General features: G+C 74.0%; 21 protein-coding genes. 10 read left to right on the top strand and 11 right to left on the bottom strand.

The features are described from left to right. Window positions 1-109: 109 nt before the first annotated feature. On the top strand, window positions 110-1864 hold the full coding sequence (locus tag ACZ3KJ_RS03815) for an NAD+ synthase (RefSeq protein WP_467524304.1): 1755 nt from the start codon (window positions 110-112) through the stop codon (window positions 1862-1864). A gap of 499 nt (window positions 1865-2363) precedes the next feature. On the opposite strand, the gene ACZ3KJ_RS03810 is transcribed toward ACZ3KJ_RS03815, so the two are convergent. From ACZ3KJ_RS03810 to ACZ3KJ_RS03795, 4 genes are all read right to left on the bottom strand, one after another. Then, window positions 2364-3584, bottom strand: coding sequence for an MFS transporter (locus ACZ3KJ_RS03810; RefSeq protein WP_467524302.1), 1221 nt, complete (start codon window positions 3582-3584; stop codon window positions 2364-2366). Window positions 3585-3681: 97 nt separating this feature from the next. Beyond that, entirely contained in the window at window positions 3682-4728 is a 1047-nt protein-coding gene (locus ACZ3KJ_RS03805) for an endonuclease/exonuclease/phosphatase family protein (protein WP_467524300.1), read from the bottom strand. 174 nt (window positions 4729-4902) lie between these two features. Beyond that, entirely contained in the window at window positions 4903-5538 is a 636-nt protein-coding gene (locus ACZ3KJ_RS03800) for a TetR/AcrR family transcriptional regulator (RefSeq protein WP_467524298.1), read from the bottom strand. A gap of 63 nt (window positions 5539-5601) precedes the next feature. After that, window positions 5602-7194 (bottom strand): MFS transporter, encoded by a 1593-nt coding sequence (locus ACZ3KJ_RS03795; RefSeq protein ID WP_467524296.1) that lies wholly within the window; start codon window positions 7192-7194, stop codon window positions 5602-5604. A gap of 169 nt (window positions 7195-7363) precedes the next feature. Here ACZ3KJ_RS03795 and panB point away from each other — a divergent pair, with 169 nt between their 5' ends. The 3 genes from panB (at window position 7364) to ACZ3KJ_RS03780 (ending at window position 10516) form a co-directional block, all read left to right on the top strand. Beyond that, window positions 7364-8230, top strand: a complete 867-nt coding sequence (panB, locus tag ACZ3KJ_RS03790; RefSeq protein WP_467524294.1) for a 3-methyl-2-oxobutanoate hydroxymethyltransferase — start codon at window positions 7364-7366, stop codon at window positions 8228-8230. 433 nt (window positions 8231-8663) lie between these two features. Further along, window positions 8664-9689 (top strand): ATP-binding cassette domain-containing protein, encoded by a 1026-nt coding sequence (locus tag ACZ3KJ_RS03785; protein ID WP_467524292.1) that lies wholly within the window; start codon window positions 8664-8666, stop codon window positions 9687-9689. Beyond that, window positions 9686-10516: an ABC transporter permease gene (locus tag ACZ3KJ_RS03780; RefSeq protein ID WP_467524290.1), complete on the top strand. Its 831-nt coding sequence runs from the start codon at window positions 9686-9688 to the stop codon at window positions 10514-10516. The genes ACZ3KJ_RS03785 and ACZ3KJ_RS03780 overlap by 4 nt, the downstream gene beginning before the upstream one ends. Before the next feature lie 20 nt (window positions 10517-10536). Here the strand turns inward: ACZ3KJ_RS03780 and ACZ3KJ_RS03775 are convergent, their stop codons facing one another. Next, the gene (locus tag ACZ3KJ_RS03775; RefSeq protein ID WP_467524288.1) at window positions 10537-14265 is read right to left on the bottom strand and encodes an AfsR/SARP family transcriptional regulator; all 3729 of its coding nucleotides are present in this window, start codon (window positions 14263-14265) and stop codon (window positions 10537-10539) included. 188 nt (window positions 14266-14453) lie between these two features. Between ACZ3KJ_RS03775 and ACZ3KJ_RS03770 the strand changes: the two genes are divergently transcribed. Next, window positions 14454-15254 carry a site-2 protease family protein gene (locus tag ACZ3KJ_RS03770; protein ID WP_467524286.1) on the top strand — a complete coding sequence of 267 codons (801 nt, stop codon included), beginning with the start codon at window positions 14454-14456 and terminating at the stop codon, window positions 15252-15254. On the opposite strand, the gene ACZ3KJ_RS03765 is transcribed toward ACZ3KJ_RS03770, so the two are convergent. Then, window positions 15244-15423, bottom strand: a complete 180-nt coding sequence (locus tag ACZ3KJ_RS03765; RefSeq protein WP_467524284.1) for a hypothetical protein — start codon at window positions 15421-15423, stop codon at window positions 15244-15246. The genes ACZ3KJ_RS03770 and ACZ3KJ_RS03765 overlap by 11 nt on opposite strands. 136 nt (window positions 15424-15559) lie before the next feature. Continuing rightward, window positions 15560-16276 carry an NADPH-dependent F420 reductase gene (npdG, locus tag ACZ3KJ_RS03760; RefSeq protein WP_467524282.1) on the bottom strand — a complete coding sequence of 239 codons (717 nt, stop codon included), beginning with the start codon at window positions 16274-16276 and terminating at the stop codon, window positions 15560-15562. A gap of 175 nt (window positions 16277-16451) precedes the next feature. Between npdG and ACZ3KJ_RS03755 the strand changes: the two genes are divergently transcribed. Beyond that, window positions 16452-17051, top strand: a complete 600-nt coding sequence (locus tag ACZ3KJ_RS03755; RefSeq protein ID WP_389511753.1) for a hypothetical protein — start codon at window positions 16452-16454, stop codon at window positions 17049-17051. 60 nt (window positions 17052-17111) lie between these two features. Here ACZ3KJ_RS03755 and ACZ3KJ_RS03750 read toward each other — a convergent pair whose 3' ends face one another. Further along, entirely contained in the window at window positions 17112-17339 is a 228-nt protein-coding gene (locus tag ACZ3KJ_RS03750) for a hypothetical protein (protein ID WP_467524280.1), read from the bottom strand. 57 nt (window positions 17340-17396) lie between these two features. Here ACZ3KJ_RS03750 and map point away from each other — a divergent pair, with 57 nt between their 5' ends. Together map and ACZ3KJ_RS03740 are read left to right on the top strand one after the other, a co-directional pair. After that, window positions 17397-18254, top strand: a complete 858-nt coding sequence (gene map / locus ACZ3KJ_RS03745) for a type I methionyl aminopeptidase (RefSeq protein ID WP_467524278.1) — start codon at window positions 17397-17399, stop codon at window positions 18252-18254. Between the two features lie 193 nt (window positions 18255-18447). Continuing rightward, a complete protein-coding gene (locus ACZ3KJ_RS03740) occupies window positions 18448-19095 on the top strand; it encodes a biliverdin-producing heme oxygenase (RefSeq protein ID WP_467524276.1) in 648 nt (215 codons plus the stop codon). A 62-nt stretch (window positions 19096-19157) separates the two neighbouring features. On the opposite strand, the gene ACZ3KJ_RS03735 is transcribed toward ACZ3KJ_RS03740, so the two are convergent. The 3 genes from ACZ3KJ_RS03735 to ACZ3KJ_RS03725 form a co-directional block, all read right to left on the bottom strand. Beyond that, window positions 19158-19625 carry a hypothetical protein gene (locus tag ACZ3KJ_RS03735; protein ID WP_467524274.1) on the bottom strand — a complete coding sequence of 156 codons (468 nt, stop codon included), beginning with the start codon at window positions 19623-19625 and terminating at the stop codon, window positions 19158-19160. Window positions 19626-19901: 276 nt separating this feature from the next. Further along, the gene (locus ACZ3KJ_RS03730) at window positions 19902-20558 is read right to left on the bottom strand and encodes a PhzF family phenazine biosynthesis protein (protein ID WP_467524273.1); all 657 of its coding nucleotides are present in this window, start codon (window positions 20556-20558) and stop codon (window positions 19902-19904) included. A 52-nt stretch (window positions 20559-20610) separates the two neighbouring features. Beyond that, a complete protein-coding gene (locus tag ACZ3KJ_RS03725) occupies window positions 20611-20967 on the bottom strand; it encodes a hypothetical protein (protein ID WP_467524272.1) in 357 nt (118 codons plus the stop codon). A gap of 175 nt (window positions 20968-21142) precedes the next feature. Between ACZ3KJ_RS03725 and ACZ3KJ_RS03720 the strand changes: the two genes are divergently transcribed. After that, window positions 21143-22249 (top strand): FecCD family ABC transporter permease, encoded by a 1107-nt coding sequence (locus ACZ3KJ_RS03720; protein WP_467524271.1) that lies wholly within the window; start codon window positions 21143-21145, stop codon window positions 22247-22249. A gap of 138 nt (window positions 22250-22387) precedes the next feature. Next, entirely contained in the window at window positions 22388-23206 is an 819-nt protein-coding gene (locus tag ACZ3KJ_RS03715; protein ID WP_467524270.1) for a heme ABC transporter ATP-binding protein, read from the top strand. Window positions 23207-23222: the final 16 nt, after the last annotated feature.

Below are 23222 nucleotides of genomic sequence, written 5' to 3'. Positions count from 1 at the left end.
GAAGCCCGGCCGCAGGGGCAGTGCGGCCGGGCTTGCCCCCCCTGCGGCGTGGGGTGACCCACACCTCACGCCACCCCATCGCGTCGCTTTGACGATTACACTGGTGCCCGTGCCTCAACTTCGCCTCGCCCTGAACCAGATCGACTCGCGCGTCGGCGACCTCGCCGGCAACACCGAAACGATCCTCCGCTGGACCCGGCACTCCGCCGAGCAGGGAGCGCATCTCGTGGCGTTCCCCGAGATGGTGCTGACCGGGTATCCCGTCGAGGACCTCGCCCTGCGCTCGTCCTTCGTCGAGGCCTCCCGCACGGCCCTGCGCACGCTCGCCGCGCGCCTCGCCGACGAGGGCTTCGGCGAACTGCCGGTGGTGGTCGGCTACCTCGACCGCTGCGAGACCGCCCAGCCGAAGTACGGCCAGCCCGCCGGCGCCCCGCAGAACGCGGCGGCGGTCCTGTACGGCGGCGAGGTGGTCCTCGCCTTCGCCAAGCACCACCTGCCGAACTACGGCGTCTTCGACGAGTTCCGCTACTTCGTGCCCGGCGACACCATGGCGGTGCTGCGCGTGCACGGCGTCGACGTCGCCCTCGCCATCTGCGAGGACCTCTGGCAGGACGGCGGCCGGGTGCCCGCGGCGCGCTCCGCCGGGGCCGGCCTGCTGCTGTCCGTCAACGCCTCCCCCTACGAGCGCGACAAGGACGACACCCGTCTGGAGCTGGTGCGCAAGCGCGCCCAGGAGGCGGGCTGCACCACCGCCTACCTCGCCATGATGGGCGGCCAGGACGAGCTGGTCTTCGACGGCGACTCGATCGTCGTGGACCGCGACGGCGAGGTGATCGCGCGGGCGCCGCAGTTCGCCGAGGGGTGCGTGGTCCTGGACCTCGACCTGCCCGCGGCGGCCGCGGACGCACCGACGGGGGTCGTCGACGACGGCCTGCGCATCGACCGGGTGGTCCTGTCCGAGGACCCGCTGCCCGCGTACGAGCCGTCGTCGGCCGGCGGGTACGCGGAGCGGCTGGACGACGACGAGGAGGTGTACTCGGCGCTGGTGGTGGGGCTGCGGGCGTACGTCGCCAAGAACGGCTTCCGCTCCGTACTGATCGGTCTGTCGGGCGGCATCGACTCCGCCCTGGTCGCGGCGATCGCCTGCGACGCGGTCGGCGCGGAGAACGTCTACGGCGTGTCGATGCCGTCGAAGTACTCCTCCGAGCACTCGAAGGGGGACGCGGCGGAGCTGGCGCGGCGGACGGGACTGAACTTCCGCACCGTGCCGATCGCGCCGATGTTCGACGCCTACATGGGGGCGACGGAGCTGACCGGGCTGGCGGAGGAGAACCTCCAGTCGCGGCTGCGGGGCACCCTGCTGATGGCCATCTCCAACCAGGAGGGCCACATCGTCCTCGCGCCGGGCAACAAGTCCGAGCTCGCGGTGGGCTACTCGACGCTGTACGGCGACTCGGTGGGCGCGTACGGGCCCATCAAGGACGTGTACAAGACGTCGATCTTCCGGCTCGCCGAGTGGCGCAACCGGGCGGCGGCCGAGCGGGGCCAGACCCCTCCGATCCCGGAGAACTCGATCAGCAAGCCCCCGAGCGCGGAGCTGCGGCCCGGCCAGGTCGACACGGACTCGCTGCCCGACTATCCCGTCCTCGACGCGATCCTCGAGATGTACGTCGACCGGGACCAGGGCGCCGACGCGATCGTCGCGGCGGGCCACGACCGGGAGCTGGTCGTCAGGACCCTGCGGATGGTGGACACCGCGGAGTACAAGCGGCGGCAGTACCCGCCGGGCACGAAGATCTCACCGAAGGGCTTCGGGAAGGACCGACGGCTGCCGATCACCAACGGCTGGCGGGAGTCGGTGTGACACCGGCCCCTCGCCCACCCGGCGGGTGGACGTCCGCGCCCTCGCGCCGTGCGGTGCGGTGTGCCGCGGGTGCGGGGGCGCGGTGGCGCGGTGGCCGTTCGCGCAGTTCCCCGCGCCCCTGAAGGGGCGATGCGCGTGGCCCCGCAGCATCGGCACCCTGCGGCACCGCGCCCCACGCCCACCCGCCGTGCGGTGCGCCGCCGGTGCGCGGGTGCGGGCGCGCGGGGGCCGTTCGCGCAGTTCCCCGCGCCCCTGGAGGGGCGATGCACGTGGCCCCGCAGCATCGGCACCCTGCGGCACCGCGACCCACGCCCACCCGCCGTGCGGTGCGCCGCCGGTGCGCGGGTGCGGGCGCGCGGGGGCCGTTCGCGCAGTTCCCCGCGCCCCTGAAGGGGCGACGGGCGTGGGGGCGGCAGTGTCGGCGTCCCGGCATCGCGCGAATCCTGCCGCCCGGGGGTGGGGGTGGCAGGGGTGGGTGAGGGGCGGAGTTTCTGGGACGTCAGTGGGACAGGGGCTGCGACCGACGGGGTTCGTTCGTGGCGACGATCAGGGCTCGGGGGGGCCGGTCGGGGGACCTGCGGCGGTCCACGGCGAGGGCCACGCCCGCCACCGCCAGGCCCAGGACGGCCAGGGCCGCGCCCGCCACCGCCGGGGAGGTGACGCCGAGGCCGGCGGCGAGGGTGAGGCCGCCGATCCAGGCGCCGCCGGCGTTGGCCAGGTTGAAGGCGGCCTGGTTGGCGGAGGAGGCCAGGGAGGGGGCGGTCGACGCCTTCTCCATCACCATCAGCTGGAGCGGGGAGCCGGTGACGAAGGAGGCGACGCCCAGCAGGGTCACCGCCAGGGCCGCGCTCCACGGGGCGCTCATGAGCAGCGGGAACAGCGCCAGGACGACGGCCAGCGAGGTCAGGCCGGCGAACAGGGTGCCGCGCATCGCGTGGTCGGCGAGGCGGCCGCCCAGCAGGTTGCCGATCGTCGCGCCGACGCCGAACAGGGCCAGCAGCAGGGTCACGCTGGAGTCGGCGTAGCCGGCGGCGTCCGTGAGCATCGGGGTGATGTAGCTGTACGCGGAGAACAGCGCCCCGAAGCCGGCGACCGTCGTGCCGAGCGCCAGCCACACGGGCAGGGAGCGCAGGGCCGCCAGTTCGCCGCGCAGGCCGGTCGTGGGCGCGTGGGTGTGGTCGTGCGGGATCAGCGCGGCCAGCGCCGCTATGGCCGCGAGGCCGATCGCGGAGACGCCGAGGAAGGTGGCCCGCCAGCCGAGGTGCTGGCCCATCAGCGTGGCCGCCGGGACGCCGGCGATGTTGGCCACCGTCAGGCCGAGGAACATCAGCGACACCGAACGGGCCTTGCGCTCGGGCGTGACCAGGGTGGTGGCCACGACCGCGCCGACGCCGAAGAAGGCGCCGTGCGGCAGGCCGCTGAGGAAGCGGGCGGCGAGCAGCCAGTGGTGGTCGGGGGCGAACGCCGACAGGGCGTTGCCCGCCACGAACAGCACCATCAGGGCGATGAGGACCGTGCGGCGGGACAGGCGTGCCGTCACCGCCGCGAGCAGCGGGGCGCCGAGGACGACGCCGAGGGCGTAGGCGGAGACGAGGTGTCCGGCGGAGGGGATGGAGATGTGCAGGTCGTCGGCGACGTCGGGCAGCAGGCCCATCATCACGAACTCGGTGGTGCCGATGCCGAAGGCACCCACGGCCAGGGCGAGCAGGGCCAGGGGCATGAGGAAGCCTGTGCCTTTCCGGGAAGGGGATCCGTCCCTCGCGGGACAGTATGTTCAGGTACGGAACAAATCCTTTCCCGCCCGCTATTCCGGCGGGTTACGGTGTGGTGACCTTCACACGGGCGGCGACCGGCAGATGGTCGCTGCCGGTCTCCGGCAGGGTCCACGAGGTGACCGGCTGGACGCCCGTCACCATGATCTGGTCGATCCGCGCCATCGGGAACGACGCCGGCCAGCTGAAGCCCATGCCGCTGCCCGCCGCGCCCTGCGTCGAGCGCATCTGGGAGGTGACGGCGTTGAGGGAGCGGTCGTTCATCGTGCCGTTGAGGTCGCCGAGCAGGATCTTGCGGCTCAGCGGGTCGGCGGCGATCGCCTCGCCGAGCGCGTCGGCGCTCTTGTCGCGCTGCCGGGCGGTGAACCCGGCCTGGAGCTTGACGCGCACGGACGGCAGGTGGGCGACGTAGAACGCGACCGGGCCCTCCGGCGTGGTGACCGTCGCCCGCATCGCGCGGACCCAGCCCAGCTTGATGTCGACGTCCGCCACGTCGCTGATCGGGTACTTGCTCCACAGCCCGACCGTGCCCTGCACCGAGTGGTACGCGTACGTCGCCGTCAGCGCCTTCTCGTACACCGGGACCGCCGAGGAGGTCAGTTCCTCCAGGGCCAGCACGTCCGCGCCGGACGCGGCGACGGCACGGGCGGTGCCGGACGGATCGGCGTTCTCGGCGTTGACGTTGTGCGTGGCGACGGTGAGGTCGCCGCCGCTGCCGGTCTTGTCGGTGAGCTGGCCGCCGAAGAGGTTCAGCCAGACGACGGCCGGCAGCACCACGGCGATCAGCGCCGTCGCCGACCTGCGCACCAGCGCGAGCAGGAGCAGCAGCGGGACGAACAGCCCCAGCCAGGGCAGGAACGTCTCCGTCAGGCTGCCGAGGTTGCCGTAGCGGTTGGGGATGTGCGAGTGCGCCACCATCACGAGGGAGAGGAGCAGCGCGAGGACGGCGACGACGACGCCGCGGCGCCAGACGCGCGGGTCGCCGCGCCAGCCCGCGGTCAGACGTTCCGCCAGGCGCCGAAGCCGGTTTCCCCGGCGCTCGGGTCCCGAGCCGCCGTTGTCCGTCTCCGTCATGTACGCCTGCTGCGCCATACCGTCGCCTCACTGCCTGCCGTGCAACCGTTCGTCCCCCGGGTACGACCCTAGGGGATGATCGGCTTCGATCCTGCCGTCCCATGACGACCGTACGGGCTCGATGACGTACGGGCCGGTGTCACGGGTTCCGGTCGGCGGTCACGGGGACCGCTCTGTGACGAAACGTGCATATTACAGCGGGCCGGTGGGGGAACTGACGGGCCGTAGGCCGGTCAGCAGCGCGTCGACCATCTGCTCGGCGAGGCCCTCGGCGAGGTCGGCGTCGGGTTGCAGGACGGAGCGGACGAGCATGGGGCCGACGAGGATGTCGTAGATCAGCTCGCGGTCGAGGTCGGTGCGCAGTTCCCCGTTCTCCTGGCCGCGGCGCAGGACGTCGAGGCCGACCCGGCGGCGGGGGGCGACGACCGCGTTGTGGTAGGCCGTCCAGATCCGGGGGCTGGTCTTCATCTGGGCGCGGACGTTGTGCAGGATCGCCGAGGAGCGGTTGGCCAGTCCGCGCAGGCGCAGCGACTCCAGCAGCACGACCAGGTCGTCGCGCAGGGAGGTGCCGGGCAGTTCGAGGTCCTCCGGTTCGACCGCCCGCAGGACGTCGACGAGGAGTTCCTCCTTGCCGCTCCAGCGGCGGTAGATGGTCGCCTTGCCGACGCCGGCGGTGCGGGCGATCCGCTCGATGGACACGTCACCGAGCGGAATGCCCTCCTCCAGCAGCTTCAGCGTGCCCTCGACGATGGCCCGTTCCACCGCCTCGCTGCGCGGCCGCCCGCGCCCGGGCTGCTCCACACCGGTGCCGCTGTCCACGAGACTCACGTCCGTCCGTCCCTTCGTCGCCCTGGGGGGATTCTCCCGCAGCGCACGGCCCGCGGGCCGTTCCTACGAGGCGGTGCCCGCCAGGTCGGCGTCCTTCGCCGCGTCCTCGGTCGCCTTCGGCCGGCCGGGCAGGAAGAGCCCCACGACCACCGCGCCGACCAGCGCCACCCCGGCGCCCCACAGCGCGGTGACGTGCATGGCGTGCAGGAAGGCCTCGTTGGCCGGGTCGACCAGCGCCCTGCCCCGCTCGCCGAGCCCGGCCGCCACGCCCAGGGTCGCCTCGATGGACTCCCCGGCCGTCTCGCGCAGCCCGGCGGGCAGCACGCCGAGCCGGTCCTCGATGCCGTGCCGGTACGACGTCGACAGCACGGAGCCGAGGACGGCGATGCCGAGGGCGCCGCCGACCTGGCGGAAGGTGTTGCTGAGGGCGGAGGCGGAGCCGGCCTTCTCGCGGGGCAGGGCCTGCATGATGACGACGCTCGTCGGGGTCATGATGTGGGCCATGCCGGTGCCCATGAGGAAGAAGACGACCTCCAGGGCCCAGATCGGCGTGTCCTCGTCGAGCAGGGAGAACGCCACCAGCGTCGCGGTGATGACGAGCATGGCGGTCGTCGTCGTGGCCTTGATGCCGAAGCGGTCGACGACGAGCCGGGCCCGCGGCGCGAAGATCATCTGGGCGGCGGCCAGCGGCAGCATCAGCAGACCGGTCTGGAGGGGCGAGTAGCCCCGCACGCTCTGGGTGTAGAAGACGGAGAAGAAGGTGACGCCCATCAGCGCGAAGAAGACCAGGGCGATGACCCCGATCGCGGCCGAGAAGACCTTGTTGCGGAAGTGGGTGACGTCGATGGACGGGTGGTCGCTGCGCTTCTCCAGGACGACGAACGCCACGAGGACCGCGAGGCCCGCGGCGGTCGTCGCCAGCACGGTCGGGTCGGTGAAGTCGGCGAGCTCGCCGCCCTTGATGATGCCGTAGACGAGGAGCACCAGCCCGACGACGGACAGGACGACGCCGAGGGGGTCGATCCGGCCGGGGTTCGGGTCGCGGGAGTCGGGCACCAGCCACAGCATCAGCGCGACGGCGACGATCACGATCGGCACGTTGATCAGGAAGACCGAGCCCCACCAGAAGTGGTCCAGCAGGAGGCCGCCGGTGATGGGGCCGATGGCGATGGCGAGCCCCACGCCGCCGGCCCAGATGCCGATGGCCTTGGGCTGCTCCTCGCGCTCGAAGACGTTCATGAGGACGGCGAGGGTGGCGGGCATCACGAACGCGGCGCCGAGGGCCATCACCGCGCGGAAGGCGATGAGCTGGGCGGGCGAGCCGGACTCGGCGGCGAGCGCGGAGCCGATGCCGAAGACGACGAGGCCGCCGAGCAGGACCTTCTTGCGGCCGACGCGGTCGCCGAGGAGGCCGGCGGAGAACAGCAGGCCCGCGAAGACGAGCGTGTACGAGTTGATCGCCCACTCCAGCTCGCTCTGGGTGGCGCCCAGGCCGGTGGGGGCGGGGGTGGAGATGGTCTTGACGGCGACGTTCAGGATCGAGTTGTCGAGGACGACGATCAGCAGGCTCAGCATCAGCACGCCGAGGATCGCCCAGCGGCGTCGGTGCACCGCTTCGGGTATGCGCGGGGCGGTGGTGACGGACGGAGAGGTCATGCCGTCGAGCCTAGAATAATTTCGATACGAGACCGTCTCGTATCGGAATTCTCTTACTCAGGTTTTACCCACGGGGGGCGCTCTGGTCCTGCCTGGCACGAGGTGCCACCATGGAGGTGGTCCGGGGACGCCGTGAGGGCGCCTCGAGATGACGTGAGGAGCCGTTCCCATGACGCAGCTTTCGGCTGCCCAGAAGAGGCCCACCGACGGCAGCAAGGCGCTGTACGGGGGCAAGGGCACCCGCCGCATCACCGTCCGCGACATCGCCGCCGCCAAGGAGCGCGGCGAGAAGTGGCCGATGCTCACCGCCTACGACGCGATGACCGCGTCCGTGTTCGACGAGGCCGGCATCCCGGTGATGCTCGTCGGCGACTCGGCGGGCAACTGCCACCTGGGGTACGAGACGACCGTTCCCGTCACCCTCGACGAGATGACCATGCTGTCGGCCGCGGTCGTACGGGGCACCCAGCGCGCGCTGATCGTCGGCGACCTGCCGTTCGGCTCGTACCAGGAGGGCCCGGTCCAGGCGCTGCGCAGCGCGACCCGGCTGGTCAAGGAGGCCGGTGTCGGGGCCGTGAAGCTGGAGGGCGGCGAGCGCTCCCACCGGCAGATCGAGCTGCTGGTGGAGTCCGGCATCCCGGTCATGGCGCACATCGGCCTGACCCCGCAGTCCGTGAACGCCATGGGCTACCGGGTCCAGGGGCGCGGCGAGGAGGCGGCGGCTCAGCTGCTGCGGGACGCCAAGGCGGTGCAGGACGCGGGCGCGTTCGCGGTCGTGCTGGAGCTGGTCCCGGCGGAGCTGGCGGCCGAGGTCACCCGTGCGCTGCACATCCCCACCGTGGGGATCGGGGCCGGTCCGGAGACGGACGCGCAGGTGCTGGTGTGGACGGACATGCTGGGGCTGACCGGCAGCCGGGTCCCGAAGTTCGTGAAGCGGTACGCCGATCTGCGGGCGGTCATGAGCGGCGCGGCGAAGGCGTTCGCGGAAGACGTCGTCGGCGGAACGTTCCCGCTGGAGGAGCACAGCGTCCACTGAGCCAACTCCGCACACGGCAGCCCGTCGATCTTCCCCCGTCGACGGGCTGCCGTCTTTCCCGCGGCCCGGGGGGCGGGGCCCCGCGCCCGGGGCGCCCGTTCGGGCCGTGGATCGCCCCCGCCGCCCCTTCCCGTCCCGTCCCCGGGGGCTCCGCCCCCGGACCCCCGGCCTGTGCCCACCCACCACCCGACTCGGTCGGTGGAGAGGATCACCACATCCCAGCCCGTCCGGCGCTTGAGGACGAGGCCCGTTCAGGGCCGAAGCGGGGGGCCGGGGGCGGCAGCCCCCGGGGGACGGGACGGGAAGGGGCGGCGGGGGCGAACATCCCGGGACGGCACCGCCGTCGGCGGCCGTCGGCGGGCTGTCGGTGGGTGTCGGCGGCTGTCGGTGACTTGTCGGCCGTTTGTCGGTGGCCGTTGACATCGTCGGGGACATGACGCGAATCGACGACAACCCCAGCGGCGCGGGCAGCGCCGTCACCGTACGGGGGCTGGTCAAGCACTACGGCGAGACCAAGGCGCTGGACGGGGTCGACCTGGACGTGCGGGAGGGCACCGTGATGGGTGTCCTCGGGCCGAACGGCGCCGGGAAGACGACCCTCGTACGGATCCTGTCCACCCTGCTGGCCCCCGACGCCGGCCGGGCGACCGTGGCGGGCTACGACGTGGTGCGCCAGCCCCGCCAGCTGCGCCGGGTGATCGGCCTCACGGGCCAGTACGCCTCCGTGGACGAGAAGCTCCCGGGCTGGGAGAACCTGTACCTCATCGGGCGGCTCCTCGACCTGTCCCGCAAGGACGCGCGGGCCCGCGCCGACGAGTTGCTGGAGCGGTTCTCCCTGACGGAGGCGGCCCGGCGGCCCGCGAGCACCTACTCCGGCGGCATGCGGCGCCGGCTCGACCTGGCCGCGTCGATGATCGGCCGGCCGGCGGTGCTGTACCTGGACGAGCCGACCACCGGCCTCGACCCGCGCACCCGCAACGAGGTGTGGGACGAGGTCAAGGCGATGGTCGGGGACGGGGTGACGGTCCTGCTGACCACGCAGTACATGGAGGAGGCCGAGCAGCTCGCCTCCGAGCTCACCGTCGTCGACCGGGGCAAGGTCATCGCCACCGGGCACGTCGACGAGCTGAAGGCGCGGGTGGGCGGCCGGACGCTGCGCGTGCGGCCCGCCGATCCGGCGCAGCTGCGGCCCCTGGCCCGCGCCCTGGACGACCTGGGCATCACCGGTCTGGCCGGCACCGTCGTGGACGCCGAGCGCGGCTCGGTGCTGGTGCCGGTGCTCAGCGACGAGCAGCTCACCGCGGTGGTCGGCGCGGTCACCGCGCGCGGTGTCACGCTCGCCTCCCTCACCACCGAACTGCCCAGCCTGGACGAGGTGTTCCTGTCCCTCACCGGCCACCGTGCCAGTGCCCCGCAGGACGCCGTGCCCGCCGACACCCGCGAGGAGGTCGCCGTATGAGCGCCGCCACCGTCACCCCGAGCCCGGCCGCCGCGAAGGCCGTCGACGCGCCCATCCCGCTCCGGGCCCGTCTGCGGCACACCGGCGCGCTCGTCCGGCGCAACCTGCTGTGGATCCGGCAGGACCCGGAGTCGATGTTCGACGCCGTCCTCTTCCCGGTCGTCTTCACGCTGCTGTTCGTGTACGTCTTCGGCGGCTCCATCGGCCAGTCGCTGGGCGGCGGGCAGCAGGCGTACGTCCAGTACGTCGTGCCCGGGCTGATGGCCATGATGGGGATGAACATGGCGCAGGGCGTGGGCACCGGATTCAACCAGGACTTCAACTCCGGTGTGATGGACCGCTTCCGGTCCCTGCCGATCGGGCGCGGCTCCGTGCTCTTCGCGAAGATCGCGGTGGAGCTGATGCGGATGCTGTTCGCGACGGTGGTGCTGCTGGTCGTCGCGCTGCTGGTGGGCTTCGACATCACGAACTGGGCCGGCCTGCTCGCCTCCATAGGGCTGTCCGCCGTGTTCGGGTCGGCCCTGATGTGGGTGTTCCTCACGCTCGGCGTGGTGATGAAGAGCGCCCAGTCGGTGCAGGCGATGGGGTTCCTGGTGCTGATGCCGTTGCAGTTCGGCTCGTCGATCTTCGCGCCGACGTCCTCGATGCCGGGCTGGCTGCGCGCCTTCACCGACTACAACCCGCTGTCCGCGCTGGCGGACGCCGCGCGCGGGCTGATGATCGGCGGTCCCGTCGCACACGACCTGTGGGTGACGCTGGCCTGGTCGGCGGCGCTCACCGCGGTGATGGCGCCGGTCGCGGTCCACAAGTTCCGTACCAAGCACTGAGCGGTCGCGGAACGGTTCGCTCACACCAGGGCGGTGGCCTCCTCGTAGGAGAGGCCGCCGCCCTCGGCGTACGCCGCCTCGTACGCCTCGTCGCCGAGCGCGGCGCGGGCCGCGGTCCCGGCCAGGTCGCGGGTGTGGCGCTCCAGGCGCGGGGCGATGTAGCGGGGCGGGAGCAGGCTGTCGGCGGTGCCGAGGCAGCGGGCGGCCACCGAGGCGCGGCTGCCGCCGTCGGCGCGGGCGAGGACGATCGCGGCGACGCTCAGGAAGTGCGACCGCATGTACGGGGCGATGGCCACGGAGAGCGGGTCACCGCCCCTCACGATCGCCTTGCGGACGCTGACCAGCGCCTCCTCGTACCGCTCGTCGGCCGCGTCCAGCCAGGCCTCGGCGCTGAGGATGAAGGCGTCGAAGACGGCGAAGTGCGCGATGGTGAACTCCTCGCGCAGCAGCCGGAGCTGTTCGCGGGCCTCGGCGAGGCGGCCGTCGAGGCCGAGCCGGCCGGCCAGGAAGAGCCGGGCGGCGGGCAGGGCCTCGTTGGCCGAGCCGTCCCTGCCGTCGATGACCTCGCGCAGCACGCGTTCGCCGCGCTCCTCCTCGCCCGCCTCCACCAGCGTGCTGCCCAGCCGGGCGCCGAGCACCGCCAGCTGCGCGCGGGCGCCGAGCCGTTCGGCGTGCGCCATGGCCTCCTCGTAGTCGGCGGCGGCCTCCCGGTGGGCGCCCAGCCGCTCGCGGGCCTCGGCGCGGGCGGAGAGGGCCTCGGCGATGCCCCAGGCATCGTCCAGCCGGCGGTAGATCTCCAGGGACTCGTCGGCGTCCCGGACCGCGTCGCCCGCCCAGTCGGAGCGGTTGGCGAGCAGGTTGGCCCGCATCTGGAGGCAGTTGGCGAGCTCCCACTCGAATCCGGGGGTCTCCCGGCAGGTGCGGACGTTGGCGTCGATGATGGCGCGGATGCGGTCCATGTCGCCGGTGAGCATCACCGCGTAGAACCAGAGCAGTCCGGGGGACCGGCAGGTCTGCGGGAGGCCGGGCTCGTAGGTCTGGGCGATGACGCGCAGCTTGGCCTGGGCCGCCGGGTTCTGCCAGGCGTCCAGTTCGGTGTCCATGCAGGCGAGATGGGCCAGGTGGACACCGCGCCGGGCCTCGACGAGGACCTCGCCGGTCATCGGCGGCGGGGCGGCGGTGCAGGACTGCCACAGCGGGGCGGCGGGGCGGACGGGCTCGGTGAACGGGTCGGGGCCCAGGGCCATGACCTCGCTGCACCAGGTGCGGGCCTCGATGCGCAGGTCGCGCATGTGCCAGTAGACGGCCAGGGAGAGGGTGAGGCACAGCGCCTCCTGCTCGTCGCGCGCGGCGACGGCCCGGCGCAGCGCGGTGCGCAGGTTCTCGTACTCCAGCTGGAAGAGGTCGACGGCGGCGCGCTGGGTGGGGCCGCGCAGCAGCACGTCGGTGGCGCGGGCGAGTTCGCGGTAGTACGTCAGGTGGGCCCGCTCGGCCGAGGGGCGGTCGCCGGACTCGTCGAGGCGTTCGCCCGCGTACTCGGCGACGGTCTCCAGGAGCCGGTAGCGCATCGCGCCGTCGGCGGCGGGGGCGGCCACCACGAGCGACTTGTCGACGAGGGAGCCGACCGCGTCGATGGCGGCCGGGCCGCACACGGCCTCGGCGGCGGCGAGGTCGCAGCCCCGGGCGAACACCGACAGCCGGCCGAGGACCTCGCGTTCGCCGGCGTCGAGCAGGTCCCAGGACCAGTCGACGACGGCCCGCAGGGTCTGCTGGCGGGGCAGGACGGTACGGCTGCCGGAGGTGAGGAGGCGGAAGCGGTCGTCGAGCCGGTCGGCGATCTGACGGGGGGTCAGCATGCGCAGGCGCGCGGCGGCCAGCTCGATGGCGAGGGGCAGGCCGTCCAGCCTGCGGCAGATCTCGGCGCAGGCGTCGGGGTCGTCGTCGACGCGGAAGCCGGGCCGGGCGGCCGCTCCCCGGTCGGCGAGCAGGCGCAGCGCGACCGGCTCCGGCAGCGGTTCCACCGGGCGCAGCACCTCGCCGGGCACGCCGAGCGGTTCCCGGCTGGTGGCGAGGACCGTGAGGCCGGGACAGCGGCCGAGCAGTTCCTCGGCGAGCCGGGCGGCGGCCTCGACGACGTGCTCGCAGTTGTCGAGGACGATCAGCATGCGGCGCCGGGCGCAGTGCTCGACGAGGCGTTCCACGGGGTCGTCGTGGCGTTCGCCGGCGACCCGCATCTCCTCGGCACCGGCGCCGTACAGCACGGTCTCGCGGGCCCCCACGGCGGTGAGGACGGCCTGCGGTACGGCGTCCGGGTCGGCGACGGGCGCCAGCTCGGCCAGCCAGACGCCGTCGCGGGCGGTGTCCCGTACGGTCTCGGCGGCCTCCTGCGACAGCCGGGTCTTGCCCGCGCCGCCGGGTCCGAGCAGCGTGACGAGCCGGGCGTCGGCGAGGTCGCCCCGCAGTGCCTCGATGTCGGCCTCCCGGCCGACGAAGGAGGTCAGCCGGGCGCGGAGGTTGCCGGGGGCGGGGGCGGAGCCGTGCACCGGCAGGGCGGAGCCGTCCACCGGCGGGACCGAGCCGTGCACCGGCAGGGCGGAGCCGTCCACCGGCGGGGCCGATCCGCTCACCGGCGGGGCGAAGCCGTTCATCCCCGGGACCGGACCGCCGCCCGCCGTCCCGACGGCGCCTGCCGGGGTGGCCGCCGGGCCGTGCGCCGGGGTGCCCGGGAGGGGCGGGGAGCCGGGCGCGCCGGGCGCGCCGGCTGCGCCAGGTACTCCGGATGTGCCGGTCGCGCCGGGCGCACCGGGCGCACCGGGCGCACCGGGCGCACCGGGCGCACCAGGTACTCCGGATGTGCCGGTCGCGCCGGGCGCACCGGGTATGCCGTGCACGCCACGGGCCGGGGACGCGGCGCCCCCGGTGCGCCCGGCGGCCCCGGTGTGGCCGGCGCCCCAGGTGCGGCCGGTGCGGCCGGCGGAGGTGCGTGGACCGTCGGGGTGCGGGGCCGGGCCCGGCAGCTCGGCCGGGGTCAGCAGTTCGGCGTGCAGGGCGCGCAGTTCGGGGCCGGGGTCGGAGCCCAGCCGGTCGGCGAGGAGGCGGCGGACGTCCTCGTAGGCGGCGAGCGCCTCGGCGGTGCGGCCGGTGTCGCGCAGGGCGCGCAGGCGCAGCGCCTGGAGGGGCTCGTCGAAGGGGTGCGCGTCGCACAGGGCGGTCAGCTCGGGCAGCGACGGTCCGGCGTGGCCGAGGGCGAGGGCGGCGGTGTGGCGGGCGCGCACGGCGTCGAGGCGGCGGGCCTCACGGCGGGCCGCCTCGGCGGTGCGGTCGGGCAGGTCGGCGAGGGCCGGGCCCTGCCACAGGGCGAGGGCGTCGTCGAGGAGGACGGCCGCCTTGGCGGGGTCGTCGTCGGCGAGGGCGCGCAGTCCGTCGGCGGTCAGCCGCTCGAAGCGGTGCAGGTCGACCGTGTCGGGCGGGGCGGTGAGCCGGTAGCCGCCGTCCACGGAGGCGACCTCCTGGGCGCCGAGGGCGCGGCGCAGCCGCCCGACGAGCGCCTGGAGCGCGCCGGGCGCGTCGGCGGGCGGGTCCCCGGCCCACACCTCGTCGACCAGCAGGGCGGCGGGCACGGTCCGGCCGGCCCGCAGGGCCAGTACGGTCAGCAGGGCACGCAGCCGTGCCCCGCCCACGGCGACGGGGGTGCCGTCGGGGCGGAGTGCCTGGGTGGTGCCGAGGATGCGGTAGCGCACGGGGTCCATTGTCTCCGGTGGGCCGGGGGCCGGTCACGGGGTTCCGGCGGCGCGGCGGACCGGGACGTCCGGCGTTCCCCTTCCGCCCACCCTCGCAGGAACCGACGACCACCCGCGAGACGTTTTCCCCCTGCGCCCGGTACGGTCGGGCGGTTCCACCGCCGCACTCCACCCCCGCACCGAGCCCAGGGAGCACCATGACGACCGCCCTCACCCGCCGCAGCGACCGGAGGGTCAGCCCCGTCTTCGTCGGCATCGTGGCCGTCATGGCGGTCACGGGATGGGCGACCTGGACGGGGTTCGCCGAGCAGCCCGGTGTGGCCGTGTTCCTGTTCGTGACGGCGGCGTGGGTGGTCTCGCTGTGCCTGCACGAGTACGCGCACGCGCGCACCGCCCTGCACGGCGGGGACATCTCGGTGGGCGCCAAGGGGTACCTCACGCTGAACCCGCTGGCGTACACGCACGCGCTGCTCAGCGTGGTGCTGCCGGTGCTGTTCGTCATCATGGGCGGGATCGGCCTGCCGGGCGGCGCCGTGTTCATCGAGCGCGGGCGGATCCGGGGCCGCTGGCGGCACAGCCTGGTCTCGGCGGCCGGCCCGCTGACGAACGTGCTGTTCGCCGCGGTGTGCACGGCCCCCTTCTGGCTGGACGCGCTGGACGGCGTGCCCGCCGACTTCCGGTACGCGCTGGCGTTCCTGGCGCTGCTCCAGGTCACGGCGGCGCTCCTGAACTTCCTGCCGGTGCCCGGCCTCGACGGCTACGGGGTGGTCGAGCCCTGGCTGCCGTACGGCGTGAAGCGGCAGGTGGAGCCGTTCGCTCCGTTCGGTCTGCTGTTCGTGTTCGCGCTGCTGTGGGTGCCGGCGGTCAACGGCGCGTTCTTCGACGTGGTCGACGCGGCGCTGAGCGCTCTCGGCGTGGGCGACTTCGAGACGTACTGCGGCCAGTCGCTGTACCGCTTCTGGGAGGGGACGGCGGAGATCTGCGCGGTCAGCCCGTGACGGACCGGCGGAGCTTCTCGCGCTTGACGTAGTACCAGGTCATGTTGGACGACAGCCCCGCCAGCAGCACCCAGACGACGCCCAGCCAGCTGCCGTGCGCGAAGGAGACGACCGCGGCGGCGACGGCGAGGAGGCAGACGACGAGGGTGAAGAGGGCGAGGCGGGGCATGGGGGTCGTTCTCCTGTCGGGGTCCTGTCGGAGGTCCCGTGGGGGAACCCGTGAGGGGACCCGTGGGGGGTCCCGTGGGGGTCCCGTGGGGGGACACTGCTGGTGCCGTCCAGTGTCCCCCATGCGGGAGCGCGGCTCACACGTCGGTGACGCGCAGCCCCGCGTGCGCCTTGTAGCGGCGGTTGACGGAGATCAGGTTGGCGACCAGCGACTCGACCTGGTGGGCGTTGCGCAGGCGGCCCGCGAAGATGCCGCGCATGCCGGGGATGCGGCCGGCGAGCGCCTGCACGGTCTCGACGTCGGCGCGGACCTCGCCGAGGACCATGACGTCGGTGTCGATCTCGTCGATCTCCGGGTCCTGGAGCAGCACGGCCGACAGGTGGTGGAAGGCGGCGGTGACCCGGGAGTCGGGCAGCAGGGCGGCGGCCTGCTCGGCGGCGCTGCCCTCCTCCGGCTTGAGCGCGTAGGCGCCCTGCTTGTCGAAGCCGAGCGGGTTGACGCAGTCGACGACGAGCTTGCCCGCGAGCTCCTCGCGCAGGGACTCCAGGGTCGCGCCGTGGCCGTCCCACGGCACGGCGACGATCACGATGTCGCTGCGGCGCGCGGTCTCGGCGTTGTCGGCGCCCTCGACGCCGTGGCCGAGCTCGTCGGCGGCGGTCCGGGCGCGGTCGGCGGCCCGGGAGCCGATGATCACCTTCTGTCCGGCCTTGGCGAGGCGGTACGCGAGGCCCTTGCCCTGCGGCCCGGTCCCGCCGAGCACGCCGACGACGAGCCCGGAGACGTCGGGGAGGTCCCACGGATCCTTGGCGGGGGCCTTCGCGGGGGCGGTCTGTGCGCTGTCGGTAGAGGTCATGGGCCGACTGTACGTGCGCGGCGGCGCCCGGACGGGGCGCGGGGGCGCCGCGGGGGCGCGGCCCCGGGGTGATCCCCGCGACACGCCGGGCGTGGCGGCCGTCACGTTCCCCGGGTCGGGGGAATCGGCGGCGAACACCGGGCGGGGGCGGGCGGGTTGCGGCACCATGCGGCGCATGGACGCCGTACGGGTCGCGCTGCTGCGCGAGGTGCTCGCCGGGACGCAGTGGCTGGGGGCCACGCGCAGGTTCGCCGCGGTGCTGCGCGGGTCCGTGGTGCAGCACGGGGGCGGGCTGCTGCTGGTGGGCAGCGCGGCGTACGAGCCGTGGCACCTGGCGGCCCATCTGGTCGACGAGGCCGCCTGGTCGGGCACGCCGGAGCTGGCCCCCACCCTGGTGCGGCTCGACGCGCGGCCCACGGACCCGGCGCACCTCGCGGTCGGCCCGGGCCGGATCGACGCCGCCCGGCGCGGCGAGACCCTGCTGGTGGTGTCGCCGGAGGGGGACGCGCCGCTGCTGGAGCGGGTGGCGGACGCGCGGCGGGCCGGGGTGACCGTGCTGGCCCTCGGTCCGGGCGGGGCGGAGCTGACGGCGCTGGCGCACGAGGCGCTGGCCGTGCCGGACGGCGCGGAGCTCGACCTGGACACCGTGCAGCACCTGGTGAGCGCGGCGGCGGGCGAGCACACGGTGCCCTCCCCGCGCGGGCGCCGGCGCTTCCGGGACCGCCTCTCCCGGCTGGCGGAGTCCCTGACCGCACCGCCGCCCGCCTCCTGGTGAGCGCGGGGCAGGCGGCCGGTAGGGACGCGCGGACACGACCGCCGGCCCCGCGCGGGCGGGTCAGTCGTCGTCCGTGGCCGCCGGGGCGTCGTGCCACCGGGGGTCGTTCTCCCACTGGAGGTTGCGCTCGCGGGCGGTCGCCATCGCGTGCTCGGCCTCGCCTCGGGTCGGGTACGGGCCGAACCGGTCCTTGGCCGGGCAGTCCGGCCCCTCCTCGACCTTCTTGTGCTCCAGGCAGTAGTACCACTCGCCCGGCTTGCCGACGGTCCGCTTCTTGAACAGGGGCATGACCAGCTCCTCTCGCCACCGTCATGTTCCCCCATGCCCGCTGGTTAGACTCGCGGCATGTCTGGCCAGTCGCTGCTCGTCCCCGGGGAGCTGTCCCCCACCCGTACCGTGCCCGGAAACATCCGGCGCCCCGAGTACGTCGGCAAGCCCGCGCCGACCCCGTACACCGGGCCGGAGGTGCAGACGCCCGAGACGATCGAGGCCATGCGCGTCGCCGGGCGGATCGCCGCCCGGGCCATGGCGGAGGCGGCGAAGCTGATCGCGCCGGGCGTCACCACCGACGAACTGGACAAGGTGGCGCACGCGTACATGTGCGACCACGGCGCCTACCCCTCGACGCTCGGCTACCGCGGTTTCCCCAAGTCGCTGTGCACGAGCGTCAACGAGGTGATCTGCCACGGCATCCCCGACTCGACGGTGCTGCGCGACGGCGACATCGTCAACCTGGACGTGACCGCGTACATCGGCGGGGTGCACGGCGACAACAACGCCACCTACCTCGTCGGGGACGTCGACGAGGAGAGCCGGCTGCTGGTGGAGCGGACCCGGGAGTCCCTGAACCGCGCGATCAAGGCGGTCAAGCCGGGCCGGCAGATCAACATCATCGGCCGGGTCATCGAGTCGTACGCCAAGCGGTTCGGGTACGGGGTCGTCCGGGACTTCACGGGCCACGGCATCAACTCGTCGTTCCACTCCGGGCTGATCATCCCGCACTACGACAGCCCGCACGCCACGACCGTGATCCAGCCCGGGATGACCTTCACCATCGAGCCGATGCTGACGCTGGGCACCCACGAGTACGACATGTGGGACGACGGCTGGACGGTCGTGACGAAGGACCGCAGGCGGACGGCCCAGTTCGAGCACACGCTGGTCGTGACCGAGACGGGCGCGGAGATCCTCACACTGCCCTGACCCGCCCTACGGGGACCGGACACCGCCCCCCGACCCGACATCGCGCGAACCCGCTCTCCCCCGGAGGGCGGGTTCCGCGTTGCCGGGGTAAGTTCGGGTCAGAGGTTTTTACCGACCCGCCGTCGGTAAACTTACCGACAGAAGGTCGGCAAGCCGTTGACTTAGGTAAGCCTAACCATAGAAGATCTGAGGTATGGACTCCTTCTCGACAGTCATCCGCACCGCGTCCCACGAGCAGCACGTGGAGGCCGAGACCTCGACGTTCATGAGCGATCTGCTCGGCGGCCGGCTCGGCGTCGACGCGTACGCGCGCTACACCGAGCAGTTGTGGTTCGTCTACGAGGCGCTGGAGACCGGGACCGAGCGGCTGGCGTCGGACCCGGTGGCCGGGCCGTTCGTCCAGCCGGAGCTGTTCCGGCTCACGGCGCTGGAGCGGGACCTGGCGCACCTGCGGGGCCCCGGCTGGCGGGCGGGCCTGTCGGCGCTCCCGGCGACCCGGGTGTACGCGGAGCGGGTGCGCGAGTGCGCCGAGCGGTGGCCCGCCGGGTACATCGCCCACCACTACACCCGCTACCTCGGGGACCTCTCCGGTGGGCAGATCATCCGCGACAGGGCGGAGCGGACCTGGGGCTTCGAGAAGAAGGGCGACGGCGTCCGGTTCTACGTCTTCGAGGACGTCGCCAACCCGGCCGCGTTCAAGCGGGGCTACCGGGAGCTGCTGGACGCGGTGGAGGCGGACGACCTGGAGAAGCAGCGGATCGTGGCCGAGTGCAAGCGGGCGTTCGCGCTGAACACGGCCGTGTTCCGGGCGCTGGGCGAGGAGTTCCCGCTGTCGGCGTGAGAGCCGGCGAGGACACGACCGGGCCCGCGCCTCCACCAGGGAGGGGCGGGCCCGATGTCGTCTCAGCCCTGGTGGTGGCCGTAGCCGGAGGAGTCGTCGTGGTCGGCGGGACGCTCGTGACCCGAGGAGCCCTTGTGGCCCGAGGAGCCCTCATGACCCGAGGAGCCCTCGTGACCCGACGGACGCTTGCCGTCCGAGTGACGACCGTGCTCGGAACGAGGGTCATGGTCCGAGGAGCGGTCGTGGCCCGAGGAGCGGTCGTGGCCCGAGGTGTAGCCGTGGTCCGAGGAGCGCTCGTGGTCGGCGGAGCGGTAGCTCCCGGGGAGGAAGCCGAGGCCGTCGTGGCAGTTGACGCCCGCCCAGAAGATGTCGCTGGAGGCCGTGTCGATCCCGCCGATGTACGAGCTGCAGGAGGCGTGGCCGCCCTTGTCCGAGGTGCGGTGCCCGTCGTCGGCGGTGGCGCTCGTGGCGCCGGCGGCGGTCAGGGCGACGCCCAGGGCGGCAGCGGCCAGGGCAGATCGGATACGCATGATGCTCCTCTCACGGAGGCTGAGTGGGCTGAGTGGTCACGCCCATCGGTCCCCGCTCGCCACGGCGCGCACACGCGGGACCACCCGTACGGAGGTGCGAATGACCACGGACGCCGAGCCGCCGCCCTCCGGGCCGCGCCGGCGTCACGACTGCCCTCCACGACCGGCGCCGGGACCGGCCCCCGGACCGACTTCACGACCGGCGCCGGGCCCGACCAAGGGACCCGTGTCGTCACCGGTATCGCCACCGGTACCGCCACCGGCCCGGCGCTCCGATCAGCGTTCCGGACAGCGCTCCAGGTAGACCCGCCCGCCGATCTCGACCCAGCCGTGCGGCTGAGGGGCCGTCAGGATCTGCGAGCCCGCGCCCTGGGTGATGTTGAGGGCCCGCCCCAGCCGTTCCGTGAGGAGGAGGGCCGCCGCGCCGGTCGCCTCGTCCTCCTCGATGCCGTCGTCGCGGCCGGGGAACGCCCGCGCCCGGATCCGCCCGGCCGGCTCGTCCTCCCACGCCCAGGCGTAGACCCACTCGCCGGGCGGCGGTACGGCCAGGTCGTCCACCTCGGCGGCGGTGGCGTACTGGCGGAGGGTGCGCGGCGGGGCCCACTCGGCGCGCGCCTCGATCCAGCTGAACTCGCCGTCCAGGCGGACGCCGACGACCCCGGCGGGGGTGACGAGTTCGGGGACGTCGAGCAGCCAGGCCGTGCCGACGCAGGGGTGGCCGGCGAAGGGCAGGCGCAGGGTGGGGGTGTAGATGTCGATGATCCCGCGCTCGGGGTCGTCGACGAACACGGTCTCGCTGAAGCCGAGTTTCGCCGCGATCTCCTGCCGGTCGCTCCGCTCGGGCACGCGGGAGCCGTCACGGACGACACCCAGCTCGTTGCCGTATCCGCCGTTGGGCGCGCAGAAGACGCGGAGCACGTCGAAGTCAGTCACGGGGGCATTGAAGCATCGCGCGGGCCATGAGAGCGCCCCAGGTCGGGGCAGGTCAGGTGTCCGAGGAGCGCCTGCGCACCGCGAACACCACCCCGGCGCCCGCGAGGACCGTCGCCGCGGACGCCGTTCCCAGGGCGCCGACCGGTACGTCGGAGCCGGCCGGGCCGGTGGTGCCGCCGGTCGCGCCGCCCGTCGCCGCATCGCCGCCCCCGCCGCGCCGCACGGTGACGCGGACGTCGGCGAGCGTCCGGCGGAGGCCGTCGGTGACGGCGTAGGACGCGACGCCCTGCGGGGCGCGGGTCGCGGCCTGGGAGGCGCCGGCCGGGAGCAGGACCGCCGTCAGGGCCGCGCAGGTCACGGCGAGGGCCGGGGTCACGGCGGTGACCAGGGCACGGGGGCGCGCGGGCATGAGGAGTCCTCCGGGACGACAACCGGTAGCGAGTGAAGGTAAGGCTAACCTAAGCTGCTTTCCTGCCCGGCTCCTCACTGCCCGGGCGCCTCCGCGGACCGGAAGGAACGGACAGGACAGTGCGACGCTCACCGAGACCGGACGCCGGACAGCGGTACGCCCCGGAGGGTGCCGTATGACCGTCCTGGACGAGGCCGTCGAGCCGGTCGAGCCCGCCGAGCCCGCCGCTCCCCCGGCCGCGGCCCCGCGCGGGCGGCGCGGGACCGCCGGACTGCTGACCGCCGGGCTGGTCGTGGGCCTGCTCGTCCTCGTGCCGGTCGCCGCCGGACTCGGGGCGTATCCGGTGCCCGTCGGGGACGTGTTGTCCTCCGTGCAGCACCGGATCGGGCTCGGGGGCGGGGAGTTGGACCGGGTCGCGGAGTCGGTGCTGTGGAACGTCCGGTTCCCGAGAATCGTCCTCGCGCTGCTCGTCGGGGCCTCGCTGGGGTGCGCGGGAGCGTTGATGCAGGGCGTGTTCGGCAACCCCCTGGCCGAGCCCGGCGTCATCGGCATCTCCTCGGGCGCGGCGGTCGGCGCGGTCGCCGCGATCGCGTTCGGCGTGAACGTCCTCGGCACCTGGACGGTGTCCGCCTTCGCCTTCGCCGCCGGTCTCGGCACGGTCCTGCTGGTGTACGTGATGTCGCGGTCCGGCGGGCGCACGGAGGTGGTGACGCTGATCCTCACCGGGATCGCGGTGAACGCCTTCGCGGGGGCGCTGATCGGGCTGTGCCTCTTCCTCGCGGACACCGCGGCGATCCAGCAGATCACCTTCTGGCAGCTCGGCTCGCTCTCCCAGGCGACCTGGCCGAAGGTGCTCGCGGTGCTGCCGTGCGCGGTGACCGGCCTGGCCCTCGCGCCCCTGTACGCACGGCGCCTGGACCTGCTGGCGCTCGGCGAACGGCCGGCCAGGCACCTGGGCGTGGACGTGGAGCGGCTGCGGATCGTGCTGATCCTCGTCATCGCGCTGCTGACCGCGGCCGCGGTGAGCGTGTCCGGGATCATCGGCTTCGTCGGCCTGGTCGTGCCGCACCTGCTGCGGATGGCGGCGGGGCCGGGACACCGGTTCCTGGTCCCGGGCAGCGCCCTGCTCGGCGCTCTGGTGCTGCTCGCCGCCGACCTGGCGTCCCGCACGGTCGCCGTCCCCGCGGAACTCCCCCTAGGGGTCCTCACCGCCCTCCTCGGCAGCCCCTTCTTCTTCTGGCTGCTGCGCAGGACCCGCCGCAAGCAGGGCGGGTGGGCGTGACGGCCGCCCGCCCCGCGCCGGTCCCGGCGCCGCCCGCAGTGCCGGTGCCCGTGCCCGTGCCGGTCCGGCCGCTCGCCCCGTCCGCCTCCCCCGATGAACCCCCGATGAACCCCCAATGACACCCCCGAGGAACCCCGTATGAGACTCCTCCGCCCCCGGCCGGCCCCGCCGTCCCCCGCCGCCCCGGGCGACGTCCTCGCCGACGCCGACGCCCTCCACGTCCGGCTGGGCGGCCGCGAGGTCCTGCGGGGTGTCGACGTACGGGTCCGGGCCGGTGAGGTCCTCGCGCTCGTCGGCCCCAACGGCGCCGGCAAGTCGACCCTGTTGGCCGCGCTCGCCGCCGACCTGCCGGCCGCGCGGGGCGTCGTACGGATCCACGGGCGCCCGGCGACGGAGTGGACGGCGTCCGAACTGGCGCTGCGGCGGGCGGTGTTGCCGCAGGCGGCGACGCTCTCCTTCCCGTTCCCCGTGGCGGACGTGGTCCGGATGGGACGGGCGCCGCACGCCTCCTCCCCCGCGGAGGACGACCTGGTGGTGGCCGGGGCGATGGCCGCCACCGAGGTGACCGCCTTCGCCGCGCGCCCCTTCTCCGCGCTCAGCGGCGGCGAGCGGGCCCGGGTCGCGCTCGCCCGGGTCCTCGCCCAGCGCGCCCCGCTGCTGCTGCTCGACGAGCCGACCGCCGCCCTGGACCTCCGGCACCAGGAGCTGGTGCTGGGGCTGTGCCGGGAGCGGGCGGCGGCGGGCGACGCGGTGGTCGTCGTCCTGCACGACCTGGGGCTCGCCGCGGCCTACGCGCACCGGGTCGCGGTGCTGCGCGCGGGGCGGGTCGCCGCGGACGGCCCGCCCGCCGAGGTCTTCTCCGAGCCGCTGCTGACGGAGGTGTACGACCAGCCGGTCGAGGTGCTGCCGCACCCGGAGACGGGCGCCCTCCTCGTCCACCCCAGGCGGCGCCCCTGAGCCGGCCGACACGCCC

The sequence above is a fragment of the Streptomyces sp. NPDC003248 genome (assembly GCF_055563235.1).
Note: the sequence above shows the minus strand (reverse complement) of the source record. Positions and strands in the feature narration are given on the sequence as shown.

Excerpts from the sequence above, each read along its gene's own strand:
- ACZ3KJ_RS03750 (WP_467524280.1), bottom strand. The coding sequence starts at position 17,339 with ATGCCCCTGTTCAAGAAGCGGACCGTCGGCAAGCCGGGCGAGTGGTAC.
- ACZ3KJ_RS03755 (WP_389511753.1), top strand. The coding sequence starts at position 16,452 with ATGGACGCCGTACGGGTCGCGCTGCTGCGCGAGGTGCTCGCCGGGACG.
- ACZ3KJ_RS03780 (WP_467524290.1), top strand. The coding sequence starts at position 9,686 with ATGAGCGCCGCCACCGTCACCCCGAGCCCGGCCGCCGCGAAGGCCGTC.
- ACZ3KJ_RS03770 (WP_467524286.1), top strand. The coding sequence starts at position 14,454 with ATGACGACCGCCCTCACCCGCCGCAGCGACCGGAGGGTCAGCCCCGTC.
- ACZ3KJ_RS03740 (WP_467524276.1), top strand. The coding sequence starts at position 18,448 with ATGGACTCCTTCTCGACAGTCATCCGCACCGCGTCCCACGAGCAGCAC.
- ACZ3KJ_RS03795 (WP_467524296.1), bottom strand. The coding sequence starts at position 7,194 with ATGACCTCTCCGTCCGTCACCACCGCCCCGCGCATACCCGAAGCGGTG.
- ACZ3KJ_RS03720 (WP_467524271.1), top strand. The coding sequence starts at position 21,143 with ATGACCGTCCTGGACGAGGCCGTCGAGCCGGTCGAGCCCGCCGAGCCC.
- ACZ3KJ_RS03785 (WP_467524292.1), top strand. The coding sequence starts at position 8,664 with ATGACGCGAATCGACGACAACCCCAGCGGCGCGGGCAGCGCCGTCACC.
- ACZ3KJ_RS03775 (WP_467524288.1), bottom strand. The coding sequence starts at position 14,265 with ATGGACCCCGTGCGCTACCGCATCCTCGGCACCACCCAGGCACTCCGC.
- ACZ3KJ_RS03810 (WP_467524302.1), bottom strand. The coding sequence starts at position 3,584 with ATGCCCCTGGCCCTGCTCGCCCTGGCCGTGGGTGCCTTCGGCATCGGC.
- ACZ3KJ_RS03765 (WP_467524284.1), bottom strand. The coding sequence starts at position 15,423 with ATGCCCCGCCTCGCCCTCTTCACCCTCGTCGTCTGCCTCCTCGCCGTC.
- ACZ3KJ_RS03805 (WP_467524300.1), bottom strand. The coding sequence starts at position 4,728 with ATGGCGCAGCAGGCGTACATGACGGAGACGGACAACGGCGGCTCGGGA.
- map (WP_467524278.1), top strand. The coding sequence starts at position 17,397 with ATGTCTGGCCAGTCGCTGCTCGTCCCCGGGGAGCTGTCCCCCACCCGT.
- ACZ3KJ_RS03725 (WP_467524272.1), bottom strand. The coding sequence starts at position 20,967 with ATGCCCGCGCGCCCCCGTGCCCTGGTCACCGCCGTGACCCCGGCCCTC.
- npdG (WP_467524282.1), bottom strand. The coding sequence starts at position 16,276 with ATGACCTCTACCGACAGCGCACAGACCGCCCCCGCGAAGGCCCCCGCC.
- ACZ3KJ_RS03735 (WP_467524274.1), bottom strand. The coding sequence starts at position 19,625 with ATGCGTATCCGATCTGCCCTGGCCGCTGCCGCCCTGGGCGTCGCCCTG.
- ACZ3KJ_RS03715 (WP_467524270.1), top strand. The coding sequence starts at position 22,388 with ATGAGACTCCTCCGCCCCCGGCCGGCCCCGCCGTCCCCCGCCGCCCCG.
- panB (WP_467524294.1), top strand. The coding sequence starts at position 7,364 with ATGACGCAGCTTTCGGCTGCCCAGAAGAGGCCCACCGACGGCAGCAAG.